The 17,317-nt window shown below is 66.4% G+C and carries 15 protein-coding genes; 7 read left to right on the forward strand and 8 right to left on the reverse strand.

The annotated features are described in order from the left end of the window. Window positions 1-9: 9 nt before the first annotated feature. From O6P39_RS21695 to O6P39_RS21705, 3 genes are all read right to left on the reverse strand, one after another. On the reverse strand, window positions 10-1,182 hold the full coding sequence (locus O6P39_RS21695) for an ABC transporter permease (RefSeq protein ID WP_275608476.1): 1,173 nt from the start codon (window positions 1,180-1,182) through the stop codon (window positions 10-12). Continuing rightward, window positions 1,164-2,135 (reverse strand): efflux RND transporter periplasmic adaptor subunit, encoded by a 972-nt coding sequence (locus O6P39_RS21700; protein ID WP_275608477.1) that lies wholly within the window; start codon window positions 2,133-2,135, stop codon window positions 1,164-1,166. Before O6P39_RS21700 ends, O6P39_RS21695 begins: the two co-directional genes overlap by 19 nt. 85 nt (window positions 2,136-2,220) lie before the next feature. Continuing rightward, window positions 2,221-2,700 (reverse strand): phosphate-starvation-inducible PsiE family protein, encoded by a 480-nt coding sequence (locus tag O6P39_RS21705; RefSeq protein ID WP_275608478.1) that lies wholly within the window; start codon window positions 2,698-2,700, stop codon window positions 2,221-2,223. A 197-nt stretch (window positions 2,701-2,897) separates the two neighbouring features. On the opposite strand from O6P39_RS21705, the gene O6P39_RS21710 reads away from it, so the two are divergent. The 3 genes from O6P39_RS21710 to O6P39_RS21720 all read left to right on the forward strand — a co-directional run bounded on the left by O6P39_RS21710 (window position 2,898) and on the right by O6P39_RS21720 (window position 4,934). Then, window positions 2,898-3,179 carry a DUF3509 domain-containing protein gene (locus tag O6P39_RS21710; protein ID WP_275608479.1) on the forward strand — a complete coding sequence of 94 codons (282 nt, stop codon included), beginning with the start codon at window positions 2,898-2,900 and terminating at the stop codon, window positions 3,177-3,179. Window positions 3,180-3,430: 251 nt separating this feature from the next. Further along, window positions 3,431-3,697, forward strand: coding sequence for a YebG family protein (locus tag O6P39_RS21715; RefSeq protein ID WP_275608480.1), 267 nt, complete (start codon window positions 3,431-3,433; stop codon window positions 3,695-3,697). Between the two features lie 307 nt (window positions 3,698-4,004). After that, the gene (locus O6P39_RS21720; RefSeq protein WP_275608156.1) at window positions 4,005-4,934 is read left to right on the forward strand and encodes a transposase; all 930 of its coding nucleotides are present in this window, start codon (window positions 4,005-4,007) and stop codon (window positions 4,932-4,934) included. 410 nt (window positions 4,935-5,344) lie between these two features. On the opposite strand, the gene O6P39_RS21725 is transcribed toward O6P39_RS21720, so the two are convergent. After that, window positions 5,345-6,379 carry a Glu/Leu/Phe/Val dehydrogenase gene (locus tag O6P39_RS21725; RefSeq protein ID WP_275608481.1) on the reverse strand — a complete coding sequence of 345 codons (1,035 nt, stop codon included), beginning with the start codon at window positions 6,377-6,379 and terminating at the stop codon, window positions 5,345-5,347. A 157-nt stretch (window positions 6,380-6,536) separates the two neighbouring features. Here O6P39_RS21725 and O6P39_RS21730 point away from each other — a divergent pair, with 157 nt between their 5' ends. Continuing rightward, window positions 6,537-7,346: a transglutaminase family protein gene (locus O6P39_RS21730; RefSeq protein WP_275608482.1), complete on the forward strand. Its 810-nt coding sequence runs from the start codon at window positions 6,537-6,539 to the stop codon at window positions 7,344-7,346. Between the two features lie 11 nt (window positions 7,347-7,357). Here O6P39_RS21730 and O6P39_RS21735 read toward each other — a convergent pair whose 3' ends face one another. The 3 genes from O6P39_RS21735 to O6P39_RS21745 form a co-directional block, all read right to left on the reverse strand. Then, a complete protein-coding gene (locus tag O6P39_RS21735; protein WP_275608483.1) occupies window positions 7,358-9,886 on the reverse strand; it encodes a LuxR C-terminal-related transcriptional regulator in 2,529 nt (842 codons plus the stop codon). A gap of 185 nt (window positions 9,887-10,071) precedes the next feature. Further along, on the reverse strand, window positions 10,072-11,442 hold the full coding sequence (locus O6P39_RS21740; RefSeq protein ID WP_275608484.1) for a DUF1329 domain-containing protein: 1,371 nt from the start codon (window positions 11,440-11,442) through the stop codon (window positions 10,072-10,074). 23 nt (window positions 11,443-11,465) lie between these two features. Next, window positions 11,466-13,274 carry a DUF1302 domain-containing protein gene (locus tag O6P39_RS21745; RefSeq protein ID WP_275608485.1) on the reverse strand — a complete coding sequence of 603 codons (1,809 nt, stop codon included), beginning with the start codon at window positions 13,272-13,274 and terminating at the stop codon, window positions 11,466-11,468. A gap of 294 nt (window positions 13,275-13,568) precedes the next feature. Here O6P39_RS21745 and O6P39_RS21750 point away from each other — a divergent pair, with 294 nt between their 5' ends. The 3 genes from O6P39_RS21750 to O6P39_RS21760 all read left to right on the forward strand — a co-directional run bounded on the left by O6P39_RS21750 (window position 13,569) and on the right by O6P39_RS21760 (window position 16,237). Continuing rightward, entirely contained in the window at window positions 13,569-14,321 is a 753-nt protein-coding gene (locus O6P39_RS21750; protein WP_275612007.1) for a nuclear transport factor 2 family protein, read from the forward strand. Window positions 14,322-14,434: 113 nt separating this feature from the next. Then, window positions 14,435-15,856, forward strand: coding sequence for an FAD-binding oxidoreductase (locus O6P39_RS21755; RefSeq protein ID WP_275608486.1), 1,422 nt, complete (start codon window positions 14,435-14,437; stop codon window positions 15,854-15,856). 33 nt (window positions 15,857-15,889) lie between these two features. Further along, window positions 15,890-16,237, forward strand: coding sequence for a cupin domain-containing protein (locus O6P39_RS21760; protein WP_275608487.1), 348 nt, complete (start codon window positions 15,890-15,892; stop codon window positions 16,235-16,237). Between the two features lie 242 nt (window positions 16,238-16,479). Here O6P39_RS21760 and O6P39_RS21765 read toward each other — a convergent pair whose 3' ends face one another. Continuing rightward, window positions 16,480-17,247: a crotonase/enoyl-CoA hydratase family protein gene (locus O6P39_RS21765; RefSeq protein ID WP_275608488.1), complete on the reverse strand. Its 768-nt coding sequence runs from the start codon at window positions 17,245-17,247 to the stop codon at window positions 16,480-16,482. Between the last annotated feature and the right edge of the window lie 70 nt (window positions 17,248-17,317).

A 17,317-nucleotide genomic window follows, 5' to 3' on the forward strand; every position in this document is an offset into this window, starting at 1 on the left:
GCGCTTTCCTTACGCCGGGCTCAGGTCGAGACGCCGACGCAGGCGCATCTTGGCGATCATGTAGGCCAGCAGCGGGTAGAGCAGCAGCTTGCAGCAGGTGTACAAACCCGACTCGGCCGGCGCCTTGCGCAGGAACTGGTCGAACAGGCCGTGCAGGGTGTGGGTCAGCGGCTCCGCCTCGGCGATCACCCGGGCGATCTGCGGCATCGCCAGCTCCGGCAGCAGCACGCCGGAATAGGTCTGCGCCAAACCGATCAGCAGGCCGATCAGCGAATAGGCGCTGAAGCGGTTGGCGGTGAAGATGAACAGCACCAGTCCGAGGCTCTGCGCCGCCGCGACGTAACAGACGGTGATCGCCAGCATCCACCAGGGATTGCCGTTGATCCGCGCGCCGTTGAGCCCCACCAGCAGGAACAGTTCGACCATCAGTAGCGTGCTGAACAGCAGCGTGTAGGGCGCCAGCTTGCCCAGCAGGCGCACGCCTAGGGCCTGGGCCCGCAGGATGTGCGGGGACGATGCGCGCAGCTCCGGCGCCTCGCGGGCCAGCACATGGACGGTAGCGACGATCACGAACAGCTGCAGCAGGTGGACAATGGCCGCGAACTGCTGGAAGTAGATGTAGTTGCCGCTGGCGTTGAACAGGCTCTCGTAGGACACCGCGACGCTGGCCAGCGCCGGCATCGGACGATCCATCCCGGCGGCCAGGCGCGGGCGCAGCTCGGCGTTGACGGCGCTCATCAGCCCACTGAAGTCCTGGGTGGAGTAGAAGCCGGCGGAATAGAACAGCGAGTTGTAGTACAGCTCGGCGGTGGGCTGGCGGCCGGCCAGCGCGTCCGCCTCGAAATCGCGGGGGATGTACAGCAGCGCATAGTCGTCGGCCATGCGCAGGCGGCGCAGACCTTCCTGCAGGCCACCGCCGAGCACCTCGACCTTGGCGTGGGAGCCGGCGTCCAGCTCGCGGACGATCCGCCGCGACAGGTGGCTGTGATCGGCATCGACCACCGCCACCGGCATGTCCAGCAGGGTGCCGGCCTGGTAGACGCCGCTGATTACCACGAACAGCAGCAGCGGCCAGAGCCAGCCGAGCCAGTGGATGGTCCAGCTGCGCAGGGCGATGCGCGTCTCGCTGCCGAAGGCCTGGGCGAAACGCAGCAGGTTGCGCCTTACTGCTTCCAGTGCCACAGCGCGCTCATCCCGGGACGCAGCCCCTCCACCGGTTTCTCCGGATAGAGCCGCACCTCGAAGGTCTTCAGGTCGAAGTCGCCGGTGGCGCGGGTGGCGCGCTTGGTGGCGAAGTCACCGAGCGGCGCGATGTAGCTGACCCTGGCGCGGACTTCGGCGTTCCTCAGGGCGGGCACCTGGATGCTCACCTCATCGCCCTTCTTCACGTCGGCGAGGATGTCTTCGCGCAGGTTGAACACGAAATAGCTGTCGGACAGCCGCACCAGTGTCAGCAATGGGCTGTAGGCATTGATCAGCTCGCCCTGCTCCGCCGGGATCGGCCCGACTTCGCCGTCCACCGGCGCCACCACGTTGAGGTCGTCGGTCTGCGCCTGCAGTTCGAGAATCTGCGCATCGGCCCGGCGCACCGCGGCTTCCAGCGCGCGGCGGCGCTCCTCGCGGTCGCCCTGGGTGCCTTCGTCGAGATTGGCCTGGGCCTCGGCCACGCGGTTGCGCGCCACGTCGCGGCCACGGCGGGACAGGTCCAGTTGCGCCTGGGAAACGAAGCCACGGCCGGCCAGCTCCTCGTTGCGCTGGTACTCGAGCTCGGCATTGCGCAGCTCGGCCTGAGCCTGGGACAGGCTGGCCTGCAGGGCGCGCAGGGTTTCCTCGCGGGTGCCGTGGAGGGATTCGTCGAGATTGGCCTGTACCTGGTTGCGCGCGGCGCGCAGGGAATCCAGTTGGGCCTGCAACTCGGGGCTGCTGAGGGAAATCAGCAGCTGGCCCTGCTTCACATCGTCGCCGCGCCGCACGTGCAGCACTTCGACCCGGCCCTTGGCCTTGGACGCGACGATGACATCGGTGGCATCCGCCTCGCCCTGCAGCAGCAGCGGCTGGGTGTGCAGGCGGAGATAGAGGGTAATGGCGATGATCACCAGGATCAGCAGGGGTGCGAACAGCTTCCATCCCTTCATGGGCTCGGACTTCCTCGGCAGCCGGATGCACCGATGGTAGTGCATCCGGCCGCTGTGCGGCGGGCCGTGATCAATGCCTGTGCGATCAGCGCTCGTCGTCGCTGATCAGTTCACGCTCGCCGCTGCGCTGCGGCGAAGCCGGCGAAGGGAAGCGCGAGGAGGCATAGCGCACCACCAGGATCGCCAGCGCCAGCAGCAACAAGGCCACCGAGACCAGGATGATGCCGTCGTCCGGCACGTGGTTGTGCTGGATGTCGGCGATCATCAGGCGGGTCAACGCAGTCATCGCCACGTAGATCAGGAAACGCACCGGCATATGGTTGGTCTTGAAGTAGATACCCACCATCGCGCCCAGTTCGAGGTAGATGAACAGCAGCAGGATGTCATCGATGCTCGCGTGCCCCTTGCCCATCATCTCGCCGAAGGCCACCGCCGCCGACCAGAACACCGAGCCGCCAATGGCGAACAGCGCCAGGTAATGGAAGCCCTCCACCAGCAGGTTGCCCAGGGATTCGGCACAGCCATGCATCCATTCTCGCAGGCGCTCGGCCCAGTCCAGTTTCATTGGTTAGATCTCCACGTCTTAAAGGATTCCTGAGGGGAATGCCTGCCAGTCACTCTTTGCAAGAACTGCATTGCAAGCACTACGCCATTGATCTTGAGCAGTCATGGCAGCCCGTCGCTGCGGCACCATGACGGCGAACTTTTCCGGTTGCCCTCCGGTCAATCCAGAAGCACGCCCACAACAGGCAGGACCGATTCATGGAAAGTCCCTTTCAGGTACTGACCGACGCCTTCGGGCAGCAGTACCGCGTCAACTTCAGCCTTGAAGGGCTCGACGGCCGCATCGTCCTCACCCTCTCCACCGAGGACGGCGTCGCCGCGCGCCGCATGATCCGCAACAGCCAACTGCAGGACCCGAAGCAGTTGCAGCGCTTCATCCAGAGCGTCCGCTTCGGCCTCGCCATCGAGCACGGCCGTATGGCGCCGCAGTTGCTGGCCTCGATGACAGGCAGCGGCCACGGTCTGCTCAACGCTTCCTAAGCCAAATTCCTATCTTCTGAAGATTCTGACTGACGGCGCATCGCGCCGGTCACGTCGGAACCGACCGCTGCGCGCGCCTACAGGGCGCGCGCACTCATTTGAGCCATCACCCGATACCCGCCTCCCTCTTTCCTGCGTCTAGGCTCTGACGAATGATTCGCGCACCGGCAGTAGCATTGCGCAATCACTTTACTGTATAAATAAACAGTAATTTCCACTCCCCCAACAAGAGAAGGCTTACGAGGTGATGAATGGCCGTCGAAGTGGTGTACCGCAGCAGCCGCGATCCGGAGCGCCTGTTCATGGATAAGGCAGAAGCCGACCGGCACGACAAGATGCTGGAGCTGGCGGAAACGCTGGCCGAAGTGCTGCAGAAGGCGGTGCCTTCGCTCAAGGAGGACCAGGTCGAGGAAATCGGCATCTTCATGGCCAAGAACCGCGACGCCTTCGCCCGTGCCTTCAAGAACCAGCCCGATGCGTTGAACGACATCTTCAGCGAAGGCGCAGCCGACGAGTGAGGCGGCCCATCGCGGACGGAGTTCGCTCCTACGCAGGCGCATGACGCCGGCGTTCACACGGAGCACCGAGTCAGCCGCGATGGATTTCGCGGACAAGGTCCGCTTGTGTCTGCCGACTTCGATAGGATCGAAGGTGAGAGCGACGGGAGGCAAGCTGCAGGTCCGCGGTGTTTGCAGCACGAGTAGGAGCCCAAGCTGCCTCCCGCCGTCCTCTGACCAAAGCCCGAACAGTTGAACGAGCCAAACCTCGAACCACAAGCGTGGGCAGTCAGAGTGCTCTCGCCGTGCAGTTTACGAGGGTTTGAGCATGACGTGTTGGGTAGGTATCGATGTCGCCAAGGACTCACTGGCCGTGTGGCTTCGCCCGCAAGGCAGGAGCTTGAGCGTGTCCAATGACGAAGTGGGGCATCAGCAACTGGTGGCGCTCTTCGCCGAGGAGAAGCCTGGCCGTATCGTGCTGGAAGCCACGGGTGGATATGAGCGGGCTGTCCTGCACACCCTGTCCCGCGCCGGCCACGCGGTATCTCGCCTGAACCCTACGCGGGTGCGGGCGTTTGCCACCGCCATGGGCAAGCAAGCCAAAACTGATCCCATCGATGCGGCCGTCCTGGCGCATCTGGCCCAGACGCTGGAAGAGGCGCCCAGCCAGCCCCTTTCACCGGAGCGCGAGCGGCTGCGAGAGCTGGTACAGCGTCGCGAGCAACTGGTTGGCCAGCGCGATGATGAGCGTCGACGTTTGCAGCAGGCCAAAGACGCCTTTGTCCGCGAATGCCTGACGGAGGCTATCCAGGCCCTGAAAGCCAGGATTCGCAGCTATGACGAGCAAATCGCCGACGCCATGGCGACGGTGGATGCCGAGCAAGCCCAGCAACTGGGCCAGGTCAAAGGTGTAGGGCCGGTAACTGTCGCCGGTTTATTGGCCTACCTGCCGGAGCTGGGGCAACTGAACCGGCGTCAGATCGCCGCCCTGGTCGGCTTGGCCCCCTACAACAGCGACAGTGGCCAGAAGTCGGGGCAACGTCGTATCCGCGGCGGGCGCGGCATGATTCGACGCATCCTGTACATGGCGACCTGGTCGGTCATCCGCTATCAACCAGACTTCGCCCTTCGCTACCAGCGCCTGCGCGAGAATGGCCGGTGTGCCAAGGTTGCGCTGGTGGCCTGCATGCGGGTGCTGATCGTGCGACTCAATGCAATGGTCCGAGACGGTACCTGCTGGAGAACAGGGATCGAGTAAAAGACAGTTGCTCCTACGAAGAGCACGTCCGCTCTGGCTCTTGAAGACTTCCAGAGAAATCTCCGCACGCACCGGAGCGCCCCTTCAGGAGGCCGAGTGGAATCGGAGTTTCAGGGGTTGAGCGGCATGGATGCCGCGAGAGCCGCGATGGGCCAGGGATGGCCCTTCGCGGCGGGCCCCTGAAACTTCGATGGAACGAGGGAAGTCCCGCGAAGCGGGACCCGGATGCAGGGGCAAGCCTTCTTGGTTACTTCTTCGGCGTTTGGAAGAAGTGACTCGCCCGAGGGGGCGAAACAAAATCTTTCAGCGCACGCCGAAGCGGCACAGAAACACCAAACAAGACGGCGAATCGGAGAACAATAGCACCGCGGACGGAGTCCGCTCCTACGAAAGCCATAGGAGCGGCGGCATCAGTGCCCCGAATACTCCCCGTAGAGAATCCGCTCCGCCAGCTTGTCGGCGACCCGCGCCGGCGACAGGTGATCGGCCTGGGCATGGGCATAAACCTCGGTCAGCCGCTCGGCGATCCGCGACAGGTGCGCAGTGATGGTCGGCAACGCCTCACCCTGGTGTTGCAGCGCAACGTAGATCAGGCCGCCGGAGTTGATCACGTAATCCGGTGCATAGAGGATGCCCCTGGCCTCCAGTTCGTCGGCGACGTCGGGCTGCGCCAGTTGGTTGTTCGCCGCCCCCGCCACCGCCGCGCAGCGCAGATGGCCGACCGCTTGCGAGGTGAGCACCCCGCCCAGCCCGCACGGCGCGAGGATGTCGCAGGGCGTGGTGAGCAGCGCCTCATTGGGCACCGGACGCGCACCCAGCTCCTCCACCGCCAGCTCCACTTTTCCCGAATCGATATCGCTGACCAGCAATTCCGCGCCGGCGGCGGCCAGGTGCTCGGCCAGGGCATAGCCCACATGTCCCAGCCCCTGGATGGCTACCCGCAGGCCGTCCAGGTCATCGCTGCCCAGGCGCGCCTGGGCGCTGGCGCGGATGCCGGCGAACACGCCCAGTGCGGTGTGCGGCGAAGGGTCACCGCCCGTGGTGGTGCTGGTGACATGGCGAGTGTATTGGGCGATGCAGTCCATGTCCGCGCTGGAGGTGCCGCTGTCCACCGCGGTGATGTAGGCGCCGCCCAGGGAATCGATGAAGCGGCCGAAGGCTTCGAACAGTTCGCCGCGATTGGGTACGTGAGGCGGGCGGATGATCACCGCCTTGCCGCCGCCCTGGCGCAGCCCGGCCAGCGCGGCCTTGTAGCTCATGCCCTGGGCCAGCCGCGCGGCGTCGCGCAGGGCGGCTTCCTCACTGGGATAGGGAAGATAACGACAACCACCCAGTGCCGGCCCGAGCCGGGAATTGTGGATGGCTATGATGGCCTTGAGTCCCGTGGCCGGGTCCTGGGTGAGATGCAGCGACTCGAGCCGGGTGGCTTCCATCATGTCGAACATGGCGGCGCTCCCTTGCTAGTGACCGGGCGCCCAAGCTTTCGGGCCCTAACAGTATAGGCATCCCCCTCCGTCCGCGTTTGTTCGCGACGAGCGCAGGCGGAGACTGGACGAGCGCGGCCCGCAACGGTTAAAACCGCAGGGTCAGCCGGAGAACGCCATGAACCCGCGTCAAGCCTGCCTCGCCTGCCTCGCCCAGGAGCCACCCGCTCTGTTCGAGGCTGCGCTGTGGATCGCCGCCGAGCACGAGCCGCACCAGGGCCCGGAACAGGCACGCCGCCTGCTCGACAGCCTGGCGCATCAGGTCGCGGTGGCGTTGCCGGTGGCGACCACGGACGCCGAGCGGGCCCAGGCGCTGTTGCGCCGCCTGAGCGAGCTGGGCTTCGCCGAGGACGACGAGTTCCCCCTGCAACCCCGCGCCGCCCTGCTCCCCCGGGTACTGCAACGCCGCCATGGCCAGCCGCTGTCGCTGGCGCTGATCGCCCTGGAGCTGGCGCGCCAGCAAGGCATTTCCCTGGTCGGAGTGAATTTTCCCGGACGCTTCCTGCTGCGCGTTCCCGGCGCCGATCACCTGCTCGACCCAGCCACCGGCCGTCGCCTCTACACCCGCGACTGCCGCGACCTGCTGGTACGCCAATTGGGGCCGCAGGTGGAGCTTTCCGCCGCGCACCTGCAAACCGCCAGCGCCGCCGATATGCTCCAGCGCCTGTCGCGCAACCTGCGGCAACTGCACCTGGGCGTGGGCGAACCGATGGCCGCGCTGAAAGATGCCCAGCGTGTGCTTGAACTGGGCCCGCCGACCGCCGGTGACCATCTGGCCCGCGCCGATCTCTACCACGCGCTGGAGTGCCCGCAGGCCGAACGCTACGACCTGGAGCGGGCGATGCTGCTCAGCGACGACCCCGCCGAGCAACTGCGCCTGGCCCAGCGCCTGGCGGAGATCAGCGTGCCGCCCAAGGCGTTGCACTGAGCCATAGAGCCTCAGATCTTGAGCAATCCAAGTTCCTTCGCCCGCGCCACCGCCTGGGTGCGCCGCTCGACGCCGAGCTTGCCGTTGATCCGCCGGGCGTGGGTCTTCACCGTGTGCAATGAGATGTAGAGACGCTCGCCGATTTCCAGGTTCGAGCAGCCTCGCGCGATCAGTTCCAGCACCGACAGCTCGCGCAGGCTGAGCAGGCTGTGCGCGGGCATCTCGCTGGCGCAGGGGCGCAGGCCGAACAGCCCCGGCTGGCGCCGCTGGGTCTCCCGCAGTGCGGCGAGCAGGCCGAAGCGCTGCACCAGCGCCACCCCCTGGTCGAGCGCGGCGCGCGCGTCATCCAGGTTGCCGGCCAAGTAATGGACTTCGGCCAGCGCCAGCCAGACATCGCAGGCCAGGGTGTTGCGCCCCTGCCGCAGCAGGTCGGGCAGCATCGCGGAGAGGCGTTGCAATGCACCCTCGACCTCGCCGTCGTACAGTTCGGCGAGCGCCAGCAGGTGCTCCACCCGCAGGATCAGGTCAGGCATGGCGGCCGGCGGATTCAGGCGGTCGGTGCGGCAGCGCGAGGCGACCCGCAGCAACACCTCGCGCGCCTGCTCCGCCCGCCCCTGGCGGAGGCTCAGGGCGCCGCTGACCAGCAACAGCGAGCCGCGGTACACGGCCTCGGGTACATGCTGCAGCTGCATCAGCCGTTCCGCCTCCAGCAGTCGGTTGAAAGCGCCGTCGATGTCGTCATCCAGCGCATCCAGCCAGGCCATGCCGGTGAGGCCGTAGATCAGGCACGGATCATGGCTGCGGCGGGTTTCGGTAAGGCCGGCGATGAACAGCTCGCGCGCCTCGTCGTTGCGACCCTGGCGCAGGCTCAGCCAGCCGCGGCGCAGGGCGACGCTTCCAGCCATGGCGTTGCCGGTCACGCTGATTTCGTCCAGATAGTCCTGTACCCGCGCCAGCAGGGCGTCGGCGCGTTGCAGCTCGCCGCGCTGCTCCAGCCACTGGGCGCGGTCCAGCTCCAGCAGCGCTTCGAAGGTCAGGCTGCCATGCAGCCGCGCGAGCCTGAGCGCATCCCGGTTGATCAGGCGGGCTTCGGCCAGGTTGCCGCCGGCCTGGGCCTGCTGGGTCAGCGCCGACAGGCAGATCAGCTTTTGCGCCCAGGCATCCTCCGGCAGGTACTCCAGCGCCTCGCGCAGTTGTTCGCGGGCGCCGGCGCGCCCCCGGGCGTGAGTGAGCACTCCGGCCAGGCCCTGCCACTGGGCGACCAGCGTGCGCTGCCGACGCTCACCGGGCATCGGCAGGAAGCGGGTGAAGCCGGCGAGCAGTGCCTTGGCATCGTCCAGCCGGCCGACGAACAACAGGGTCCAGGCATTGAGCACCAGCAGGCACGGCGTGCTGCACAGCAACTCGTCCGGCAGCATTTCGCGCAGCTTGAGCACCCGTTCGAGATTGCGCCCGTGCAGCAGGTGTTCTTCGGTGAAACGCTGCAGCAGGCTGGCCGCCTCGTCCGGCTGCTCGGCGAGCAAGGCGTGTTCGAACGCTGCGTGGAGGTCGCCGGACTGGCTGAACCACTGGCAAGCCCGGCGATGCAACATCGCCGCCGGCCAGCGGGACAGGCGCGCCAGGGTCGGTGCGAGCATCGGCGCAGCCCGGAACCAGCGCTGGGTGTTGTCCACCGGCTCGATCAACGCCCCCCAGGCGAGCAGTCCGTCCAGCCCCTGGCCGGGCGTGTCGAACAGGTAATCGCTGAGCTCCCGGCCAAAGCGCGGAATGCTTGCCAGCGCGCAGAGCATCTCCGCCAGGGACGCGGGCAGAGCAGTCAGCACTTCCCGTTGCAGGTAGTCCTGCAACAGCGCGCTGCCGCTCTCCGCCACCTGTATCGTGCACGGCACCTCGCTGTCGTTCGCCAGGCTCAGCAGGCGCAGGCGGATACCGGCGAACCAGCCATGGGTCGACTCGTGCAGCGCTTCGCGTTGGGCCTGCGGCCATTCCAGGGCCGACAGCTGCAGATAACGATCGAGCTCACCCTGGGTCAGGGCAAGGGTGGCGGCGTCCAGTTCCAGCAGTTCGCCTTCGAGCAGCAGGCGCGTCAAGTTGCACTTCGGCCGCCGCCGGCTGGCCAGCCACCAGCCGATCTGCGGGGACGCCACCGCGAGCAGGCGGTCGAAGCAGTCATCCAGCGCGGTATCCGGCGTCCGAGGGTAATCGTCGAGCATCAGCCAGATCGGTTCGTTCACCGTCTCCAGCCAGGCCCCCAGCGCCTCCTCGCCCCCTTCAAGCACACCGAGCGCTTCGGCCAGCCGCTCGCAGAATTGCGCCGGCTCCAGCGGCCGCCCACCGAGGCTCAACCAGACCACGCGGGTGCCGGCTGGCGCCTGGCGTGCGCACTCGCTCAGCAGCACCGTCTTGCCGCAGCCGGGCGGCGCCACCAGCAGACGCAGGCGGCATTCGGCGGCGCCAAGACTGGCCCGCAGGCGTTCACGGGGCAGATGCTTGCGGGGCAGTCGCGGCAGCGCCGCGCTGTGCAGGGCGATTGTCGACATGGGCTTCTTCCGGCCATTTGCTGCGGGCCAGACTATGCCCCGGCGCGGACCGGGCAAAGGACCATCAGCGGCATTCATGGCGCGTCATAGCGCCGGCTGCTCACGGCCCGGCGCAGACACTGCGCCCCCAAAAAAAGAAACCCGGCGCCTACCGTGAGGCGCCGGGCAAGGAGCACAGCAGCGGATCAGCGCACGCCGGTGTTGCGCAGGGCCGCCGGGGTGAAGTCGGCCATGCTGGCCTTGTTGCCGAACTGGTAACCGCGCTTCTCTTCGTTGTTCAGGCCGAAGGTCACGTAGCGGCCGGCGAGGATGTCGTACAGCGACTCTGCGGCGTAGCCGGTGGCCAGTTCCGGGTAGAAGGTCATCGAATGGCCCTCGCCCACGCGCCACAGCTGGCCGCGGCCGTCGTACAGCTCGGACTCGGCGATCTGCCAGCTGTCCTCGTCGAGGTAGAAGTGGCGGGTGGCATAGATGTTGCGTTCGCCGGCCTTCAGGGTGCCGACCACTTCCCACACACGGTGCAACTCGTAGCGGGTCAGGTCCTGGTTGATGTGGCCGGGTTTGACGATGTCGTCGTACTTGAGCTGCGGCGAGTTCAGCCGGTAGCTGTTGTACGGGATGTACATCTCGCGCTTGCCCACCAGTTTCCAGTCGTAGCGGTCCGGCGCGCCGGAGAACATGTCGTAGTTGTCCGAGGTACGCATGCCGTCCGAGGCGGTGCCCGGGCCGTCGTAGGCCACCTGCGGAGCGCGGCGCACGCGGCGCTGGCCGGCGTTGTAGATCCACGCCAGGCGCGGTTCCTTCACCTGGTCGAGGGTCTCGTGGACCAGCAGCACGTTGCCGGCCAGGCGCGCCGGAGCGGTCACTTCCTGCTTGAAGTAGGTGAGGATGTTGCCGGTCTTGCTGGCGTCCTGCTCGGTCATGCTCTGCGGCACCGCAATCGATTCCTCGAAGCGGATCGGCGTATAGCTGCCGTTGGTCTGCGGCACCACCTGCACCACCACGCGGGAGATATTGCCGCCGTGGTAGCGGGTCAGGTGGTTCCACAGCGCCTGCACGCCGTTCTTCGGAATCGGGAAGGCGTAGTAGCGGCTCTTCTCGAAGTTCTCCAGGCCGTTGCCGTCGTTGATCGGCTGGACGAACTCGGCGCTGTGCTTGATCGAGCCGTAGACCTCGTCGGGCAACGCGAAGCTGCGGTGGGTCTTGTACACCGGGATCTTGTAGGTGTCCGGGTAGCGCTTGAACAGCGCCAGCTGGCCGGCGGAAAGCTTGTCCTTGTACTGATCCACGTTCTGCGCGGTGATAGTGAACAGCGGCGTCTCATCGGCGAACGGGTCGGAGAGAAAGCCCTTGGCGTCCACCTTGCCTGCATCGCGGGCGATGCCGCCGGTCCAGGCCGGGATGCTGCCGTCGGCGTTGCCTTCCTTCTGCGAGCCCATCGGCGTCAGGCTGCTGCCAAGCTTCGCCACCTCATCGGCGGAGACCGCGGCCATCACCCCGCAGGACAGCAGGCTCAGGGCCAGCGCGCCGCATTGAAGGATTCTTGTCGTTCTCATACGTCGGTTCCTTGGTCAGGCGGTCAGAAGTTCACGCCGAAGCTGAGCGAAACGAAGTCGCGGTCGACGATGGTGTTGTAATCGCCGCCGAAGAAGTTCGTGTAGTTCAGGCTCGCGGTGTAGGTGTTCTGGTAGTCGGCATCAATGCCGACGCTGGCGGCCTTGCTGCCTTCGTTGAAGACCGGGCCGTAGCCATGCACGTCATGGGACCAGGCGATGTTCGGCTTGAGGTTCACCCCGGCGAACACGTTGTTGTAGTCCCAGATGGTGCGGGCGCGGTAACCCCAGGACGAGGAGGTGTAGAAGCCGCCGCTGCCATACTGGGCATCGGCCACCGCGTTCTCCGGCACGCCGTACACCGAGTCGCGGCCGTAGCGTTCGCCGACCTCGCGGGTCATGCCGCCGACGTAGGTCACGCCAACTTCGCCCACCAGGGTAACGCGGTCGGCGCCCATGGCCTGGTCGAAGAAGTGGGTGAAGGTGGTCTGCGCCTGGCTCACGTCCTTGCGTATATAGCCGTGGTTGACCTGCTCGGCCTGGGCCAGCGCGCCCGCCACACCGCCGCTGGCGAAGCCGCCGGCCACGGTGGTGGCCAACAGCGGCGTCAGGTCGGTGGTGTTGAGTTGCAGCGGCATGTTCGGCCGGAAGCTGAACTCGCCCTGCCAGGCGGTGCCGGTGGGCAGCGTGGTGGAGAAGCTCAAGCCATACAGGCGGATGTCCTCGGGGTATTCGAGGAAATAGTGGCCGCGCCCCAGCAGGATCGGCTGGGCCAGCGCCGAGGCGCCCGCGCCGATGGCACGCAGGGCATTGCCGATATCGGCGGCACTGGCGTTCTGCATGCTCACGATGGGCGTGCGGCTGTGGTAGTTCATGGCGTAGGCGCCGTACTCGACGTCATCGCCCAACCAACGCAGCGACAAGCCCCACTGCCCGGAGTCGCGGGCATCGCGGTCGGCGCCGCGCGGCACCATCAGGCCCTCGGGGGTGACAGTCACGCCCAGGGAGTTGAGCAGCGCCTTGGTCGCCGGCGCGTTCAACGCAGTGACGGTGTTCTTGTCGAGGATGTTGTAGTTGGTGTTGCAGCCATCGGCCGCCACGTCAGTGGTGGAGAAGAAGGTGCCGCAGTTGTCGAGCACCGTCTGGTCCCACTCCAGCTGGTAGAAGCCTTCCACGGACAGCGAGTCGGTGAGGCTCTGCGACATGTAGAGCATGTTCACCGGGATCAGGCCTTCCTTGATTTCCGAACCGGGCCGGCGGAAGGCGGATACGTCGATGGGGTTGATGGCGTTGATGCTGTTGCCGATGAAGGTGCTCTCGCCCCAGCTCACCACCTGCTTGCCCAGGCGCACAGTGCCGGGCATGTCGGCGATGGAATAGTTGTAGTAGCCGAAGGCATCGAGCAGCTGCGCCCCGGAGGACTTGGCGCCTTCCTTGCGACCGCTGTTGGAGATCGGCTTCCACTCGGTGCCTTCATCCTCCAGGCGGAAGTCGTACCAGTACTTGCCCCGGGTGAAGACGCCGAAGTCTCCATACTTCAGCTCCAAATCGTGGATGCCCTTGAAGATCTTCGAGAAGGTGTGGCCCTTGCGGAAGTTCAGGCGCCCGTCGTCGTTGGTCTGGGTCATCCCGTGGCCGCCGTTGGCGGAACCGATCAGATCCTGCTTGGGACTCTGGGTACTCCAGCTGGCCCCCACGGACAGGCTGGAATCGAACTGTCCTTCAATCTCCCCAATGTTGAATGAAACGGCCTGTGCCTGGGCGGCGCATCCCAGGGCGACAGCGGTGGCGAGAAGTTGCGGTTGGAAGAATCCGCGCCTTGTTTTTGTTGTCATGCGGCTCTCCTGACGGTGTCGAGGTGGCTACACCCTACTCAGGCCCCCGGTGGGGAGTAAGCGCTCCAAGGTGGTATTCGCGGCGTCGCCCGAAAGAGTGAATCCCTGCTCTGCCACGGCCCTTTCCGGGCGATATTGGCGCAGGCAATGACGGGCCATCGAGCATCTGGATAGTGCAGCGGCCATTGCCACTACCCGAGGGGCAGGGTTCTTTGGCATCCTTGGCAACCTATGCACGCCATCGACCAACGCCCGACCGACAGCCACCTCACCGAACAGACCCGCGCGGTGGTCCTGCGCTATCACGAATGCTGGAAGCATCGCGACCTCGAAGCGGTGCTCGCGCTCTACCATCCGCAGGTGGAGTACAACGACTTCTTCCAGAATCGCACCCTGGGTTATGCCGACCTGCGCGACTACGTGCAGGGCACCATGCCCAGCCGCCCGGAAGAGTTCCTCGCCCACATCGACCGCATCCGCGTGGATGGCGACACCGCGTTCATCCAGTACCGCATCGCGGTGACCCTGAGCGGCCGCCTGGCAACCTTCCATTCCAGCGAAGCCATCACCGTGCGCGACGGCCTGATCTGGCGGATCAACGAATACGCCTCGGTGGTGCGTGAAGGCGGCGAGAACCGCCCACAGGCGGCGGACCCGCGCCCGGCCACCAGCCGCCTGGGTCTTTCGCCGCGCCAGCTGAGCCAGCTGGCCAGCGACCTGGAGCACTACTTCAGCAAGAGCCAGCCGTACCTGGCTCCAGACCTGGACCTCACCCAAGTGGCCACCGCCACCGGCTACACCCGCAACCAGATTTCCTACCTGCTCAACCAGGTGATGGGGCTGAGCTTCTACCAGTACGTCAACCAGACGCGCCTCACCCACCTGCTCGGCCAGCTGCGCCCGCCGCTGCCGGCGCGCATCGACGAACTGGCGTTCTCCGCCGGTTTCAACTCGCTGTCAGCCTTCTACCGCTGCTTCCGCCAGCACACCGGGCAGTCCCCGCGCGAGTACCTGAAGCGCCTGCGCGACGAGCAGAACGACGCCTGACCGAGAGCTGCCGGCGGGCGCGCGGGCACTCCCCGCGTACCCGCGCAGACGACAGAAGCCCGCGCCACCTCTAGGCTTGACGACATTCCCCCACTTCCCCTCCGGAGTCGTCTATGTCGGCATGGCGTCATATCAGTCTGTGGATGAACCAACTGGACGACGACCTCGTCCCGCGTCCGTCCCTGCAAGGCTCGCTGGACGTCGATGTGGCCATTGCCGGCGCCGGTTACACCGGACTGTGGACCGCCTACTACCTGAAGCAGCGCGCGCCGCAGCTGAAGATCGCCATCGTCGAAGCGGAAACCGCCGGCTTCGGCGCCTCGGGCCGCAACGGCGGCTGGCTGATGGGCAACATTCTCGGCGAAGACCGCCTGCTCGCCGGCCTCTCCCCGGAACAGCGCCGTGCCTCCTACGACCTGCTGCATGACATCCCCGACGAAGTCGCCCGTGTGCTCGAACGTGAAGGCATCGACTGCGACTACCGCAAGGGCGGCGTGCTCTACACCGCCGCGCGCTATCCGGAGCAGGAACGCCGCCTGCGCGACTACCTCGCGCACCTCCATGCCGAGGGCCTGACCGAAGACGACTACCGCTGGCTCACCGCCAGCCAGCTCGCCGAACAGCTGCGCATTCCCAGCGCGCTGGGCGCGATCCACACCCCGCACTGCGCCACCATCAACCCGGCCAAGCTGGCCCGTGGCCTGGCCCGCGCCGTGGAGCGCCAGGGCGTGCAGATCTTCGAGAAGAGCCGCGTGACCCACTGGGCGCCGGGCCTGCTGCGCACCGCGCAAGGTGAGCTGAAAGCGCACTGGGTGGTGCCGGCCATCGAAGGCTACGCCGCCGACCTGCCGCCGCTGGGCAACTACCAACTGCCGGTGCAGAGCCTACTGGTGGCCACCGAACCGCTGCCGGAATCGGTCTGGGCCGAGATTGGTCTTGCGCAGGGCCAGGCCTTCAGCGAATTCAGCCGCCAGGTCACCTATGGCCAGCGCACCGCCGACAATCGCCTGGCCTTCGGCGCCCGCGGCGGCTACCGCTTCGGCGGCAAGCTGCGCACCGATTTCAGCCTGACCGACGATGAAGTGGGTCTGCGCCGCTACCTGTTCGGCGAACTCTTCCCGCGCCTGAAGGACGTACGCATCACCCACACCTGGGGCGGCAACCTCGGCATGTCGCGGCGCTTCCGCCCACACATGCTGATCGACCGTCGCAACGGCATCGCTCTTTCCGGCGGTTACGGCGGCGAAGGCGTCGGCGCCACCAACCTGGGTGGTCGCACCCTGGCCGACCTGATCCTCGGCCAGCACAGCGAACTGACCCGGCAGCCCTGGGTGATCGACGACCGCACCCTGCAGGACGGCCTGCGTGGCTGGGAGCCCGAGCCATGCCGCTGGCTGGGCTACAACGCGATCATCCGCAGTTTCGTGCATGAAGACGAAGTGCTGGCCAACCCGCACAGCGCCCCGTGGCGCCGCCGCCTGGCGGAGAAGCTCGCCGCGACCATGGAAGGCCTGATGACCTGGAAGGTCGGCTGATCAGCCCCTAGAGAAAACCCACTGGAGCCCCGAATGAAACTGACCCACCTGAAGAACACCCTGCACGCCGAGCTCGGCGCCGCCAGCCCGGTCGCCGTGCCGCTGGGCGAGCCGGTGTCGGAAACCCGCGTGGAATCCATCGAACGCACCGACCGCGTGGAAACCGGCATCTGGGAATGCACCCCCGGCCGCTGGCGCCGTCAGATCGTCGAGCAGGAGTTCTGCCACTTCATCTCCGGCCGCGGCACCTTCACCCCGGATGGCGGCGAGACCATTGCCTTCCAGGCCGGCGACGCCTTCCTGCTGCCGCAGAACAGCCTGGGCGTATGGGATATCCAGGAAACCGTGCGCAAGACCTATGTGATCATCCAGCGGGATTGATCGGCGCTGTTGCTGGTGTGGAGGGAAGGTCCGGAGCTCGGGCCTTCCCTCACCCCAGCCCTCTCCCAGAGGGAGAGGGAGCAGTCTGTGCCGGCAGGATTGACGGTGTTTCACCTGAAACACCGGACTACATGAACCGTTCTGCCCGGATGATGCAGAGGCCAACGCCGCTCAGGACAGTCCCCTCTCCCACCGGGAGAGGGTTAGGGTGAGGGCGCTCTTATCTGATCGACCTGCGTCTCTCAAAACTCCCCGTGCCGCCCTTCCCCGTCGGTGAAGCGCTTCGCCCCTTCCACTGTCTCTCCGCTCTGGATCACCGCCATCCCGCCCTGGAATTCATTGGCCATCGCCACATCGAAGGACAGGGTCCATTGCGTGAAAACACTGGCACGATCGGCCAGCATGCAACGCTGGGGAAACTCGGCGATCTCCCGCGCCAGCTCTTCCGCCGCCTCCAGCGCCTGCCCGCGCGGCACCACGCGGTTGGCCAGGCCCATCATCAGCGCCTCCTGCGCCCCCACCGGGCGGCCGGTGAGGATCATGTCCAGCGCCCGGCCCTGGCCAATGATGCGCGGCAGGCGCACGGTGCCGCCGTCGATCAGCGGCACACCAAAGCGCCGGCAGAACACCCCGCATACCGCATCCTCGGCCATCACCCGCAGGTCGGCCAGCAGCGCCAGTTCCAGCCCGCCGGCCACGGCATAACCCTCGATGGCGGCGATCAGCGGTTTGGACAACTGCATGCGGCTGGGCCCCATCGGCCCGTCGCCTTCGGTTTCCAGGCGATTGCGCCGCTCACCGTCCTCGGCCACCGCCGCAAGATCAGCGCCCGCGCAGAAGGTGCCGCCGGCGCCGGTAAGCACGGCGACCTGCGCCTCCTCGTCGTGCTCGAAATCGCGCAAGGCATCGGCCAACGCCTGGGCGGTGGGCAGGTCCACGGCATTGCGTACCGCCGGGCGGGCGATCACCAGGGTGGTCACCGGGCCGTTCCTCTCGATTATCACGCTCATGGCGAACTCCTTGGGCATCGAGGCAGAAAAGCAAAGGGCCGACTATGAGCCGGCCCTTTCACCATACTGC

The organism is Pseudomonas sp. PSE14 (assembly GCF_029203285.1).
Taxonomy (GTDB): Bacteria; Pseudomonadota; Gammaproteobacteria; order Pseudomonadales; family Pseudomonadaceae; genus Pseudomonas.

Coding starts and splice junctions, on each gene's coding strand:
- O6P39_RS21700 (WP_275608477.1), bottom strand. CDS start 2,135: ATGAAGGGATGGAAGCTGTTCGCACCCCTGCTGATCCTGGTGATCATC.
- O6P39_RS21705 (WP_275608478.1), bottom strand. CDS start 2,700: ATGAAACTGGACTGGGCCGAGCGCCTGCGAGAATGGATGCATGGCTGT.
- O6P39_RS21710 (WP_275608479.1), top strand. CDS start 2,898: ATGGAAAGTCCCTTTCAGGTACTGACCGACGCCTTCGGGCAGCAGTAC.
- O6P39_RS21715 (WP_275608480.1), top strand. CDS start 3,431: ATGGCCGTCGAAGTGGTGTACCGCAGCAGCCGCGATCCGGAGCGCCTG.
- O6P39_RS21720 (WP_275608156.1), top strand. CDS start 4,005: ATGACGTGTTGGGTAGGTATCGATGTCGCCAAGGACTCACTGGCCGTG.
- O6P39_RS21725 (WP_275608481.1), bottom strand. CDS start 6,379: ATGTTCGACATGATGGAAGCCACCCGGCTCGAGTCGCTGCATCTCACC.
- O6P39_RS21730 (WP_275608482.1), top strand. CDS start 6,537: ATGAACCCGCGTCAAGCCTGCCTCGCCTGCCTCGCCCAGGAGCCACCC.
- O6P39_RS21735 (WP_275608483.1), bottom strand. CDS start 9,886: ATGTCGACAATCGCCCTGCACAGCGCGGCGCTGCCGCGACTGCCCCGC.
- O6P39_RS21740 (WP_275608484.1), bottom strand. CDS start 11,442: ATGAGAACGACAAGAATCCTTCAATGCGGCGCGCTGGCCCTGAGCCTG.
- O6P39_RS21745 (WP_275608485.1), bottom strand. CDS start 13,274: ATGACAACAAAAACAAGGCGCGGATTCTTCCAACCGCAACTTCTCGCC.
- O6P39_RS21755 (WP_275608486.1), top strand. CDS start 14,435: ATGTCGGCATGGCGTCATATCAGTCTGTGGATGAACCAACTGGACGAC.
- O6P39_RS21760 (WP_275608487.1), top strand. CDS start 15,890: ATGAAACTGACCCACCTGAAGAACACCCTGCACGCCGAGCTCGGCGCC.
- O6P39_RS21765 (WP_275608488.1), bottom strand. CDS start 17,247: ATGAGCGTGATAATCGAGAGGAACGGCCCGGTGACCACCCTGGTGATC.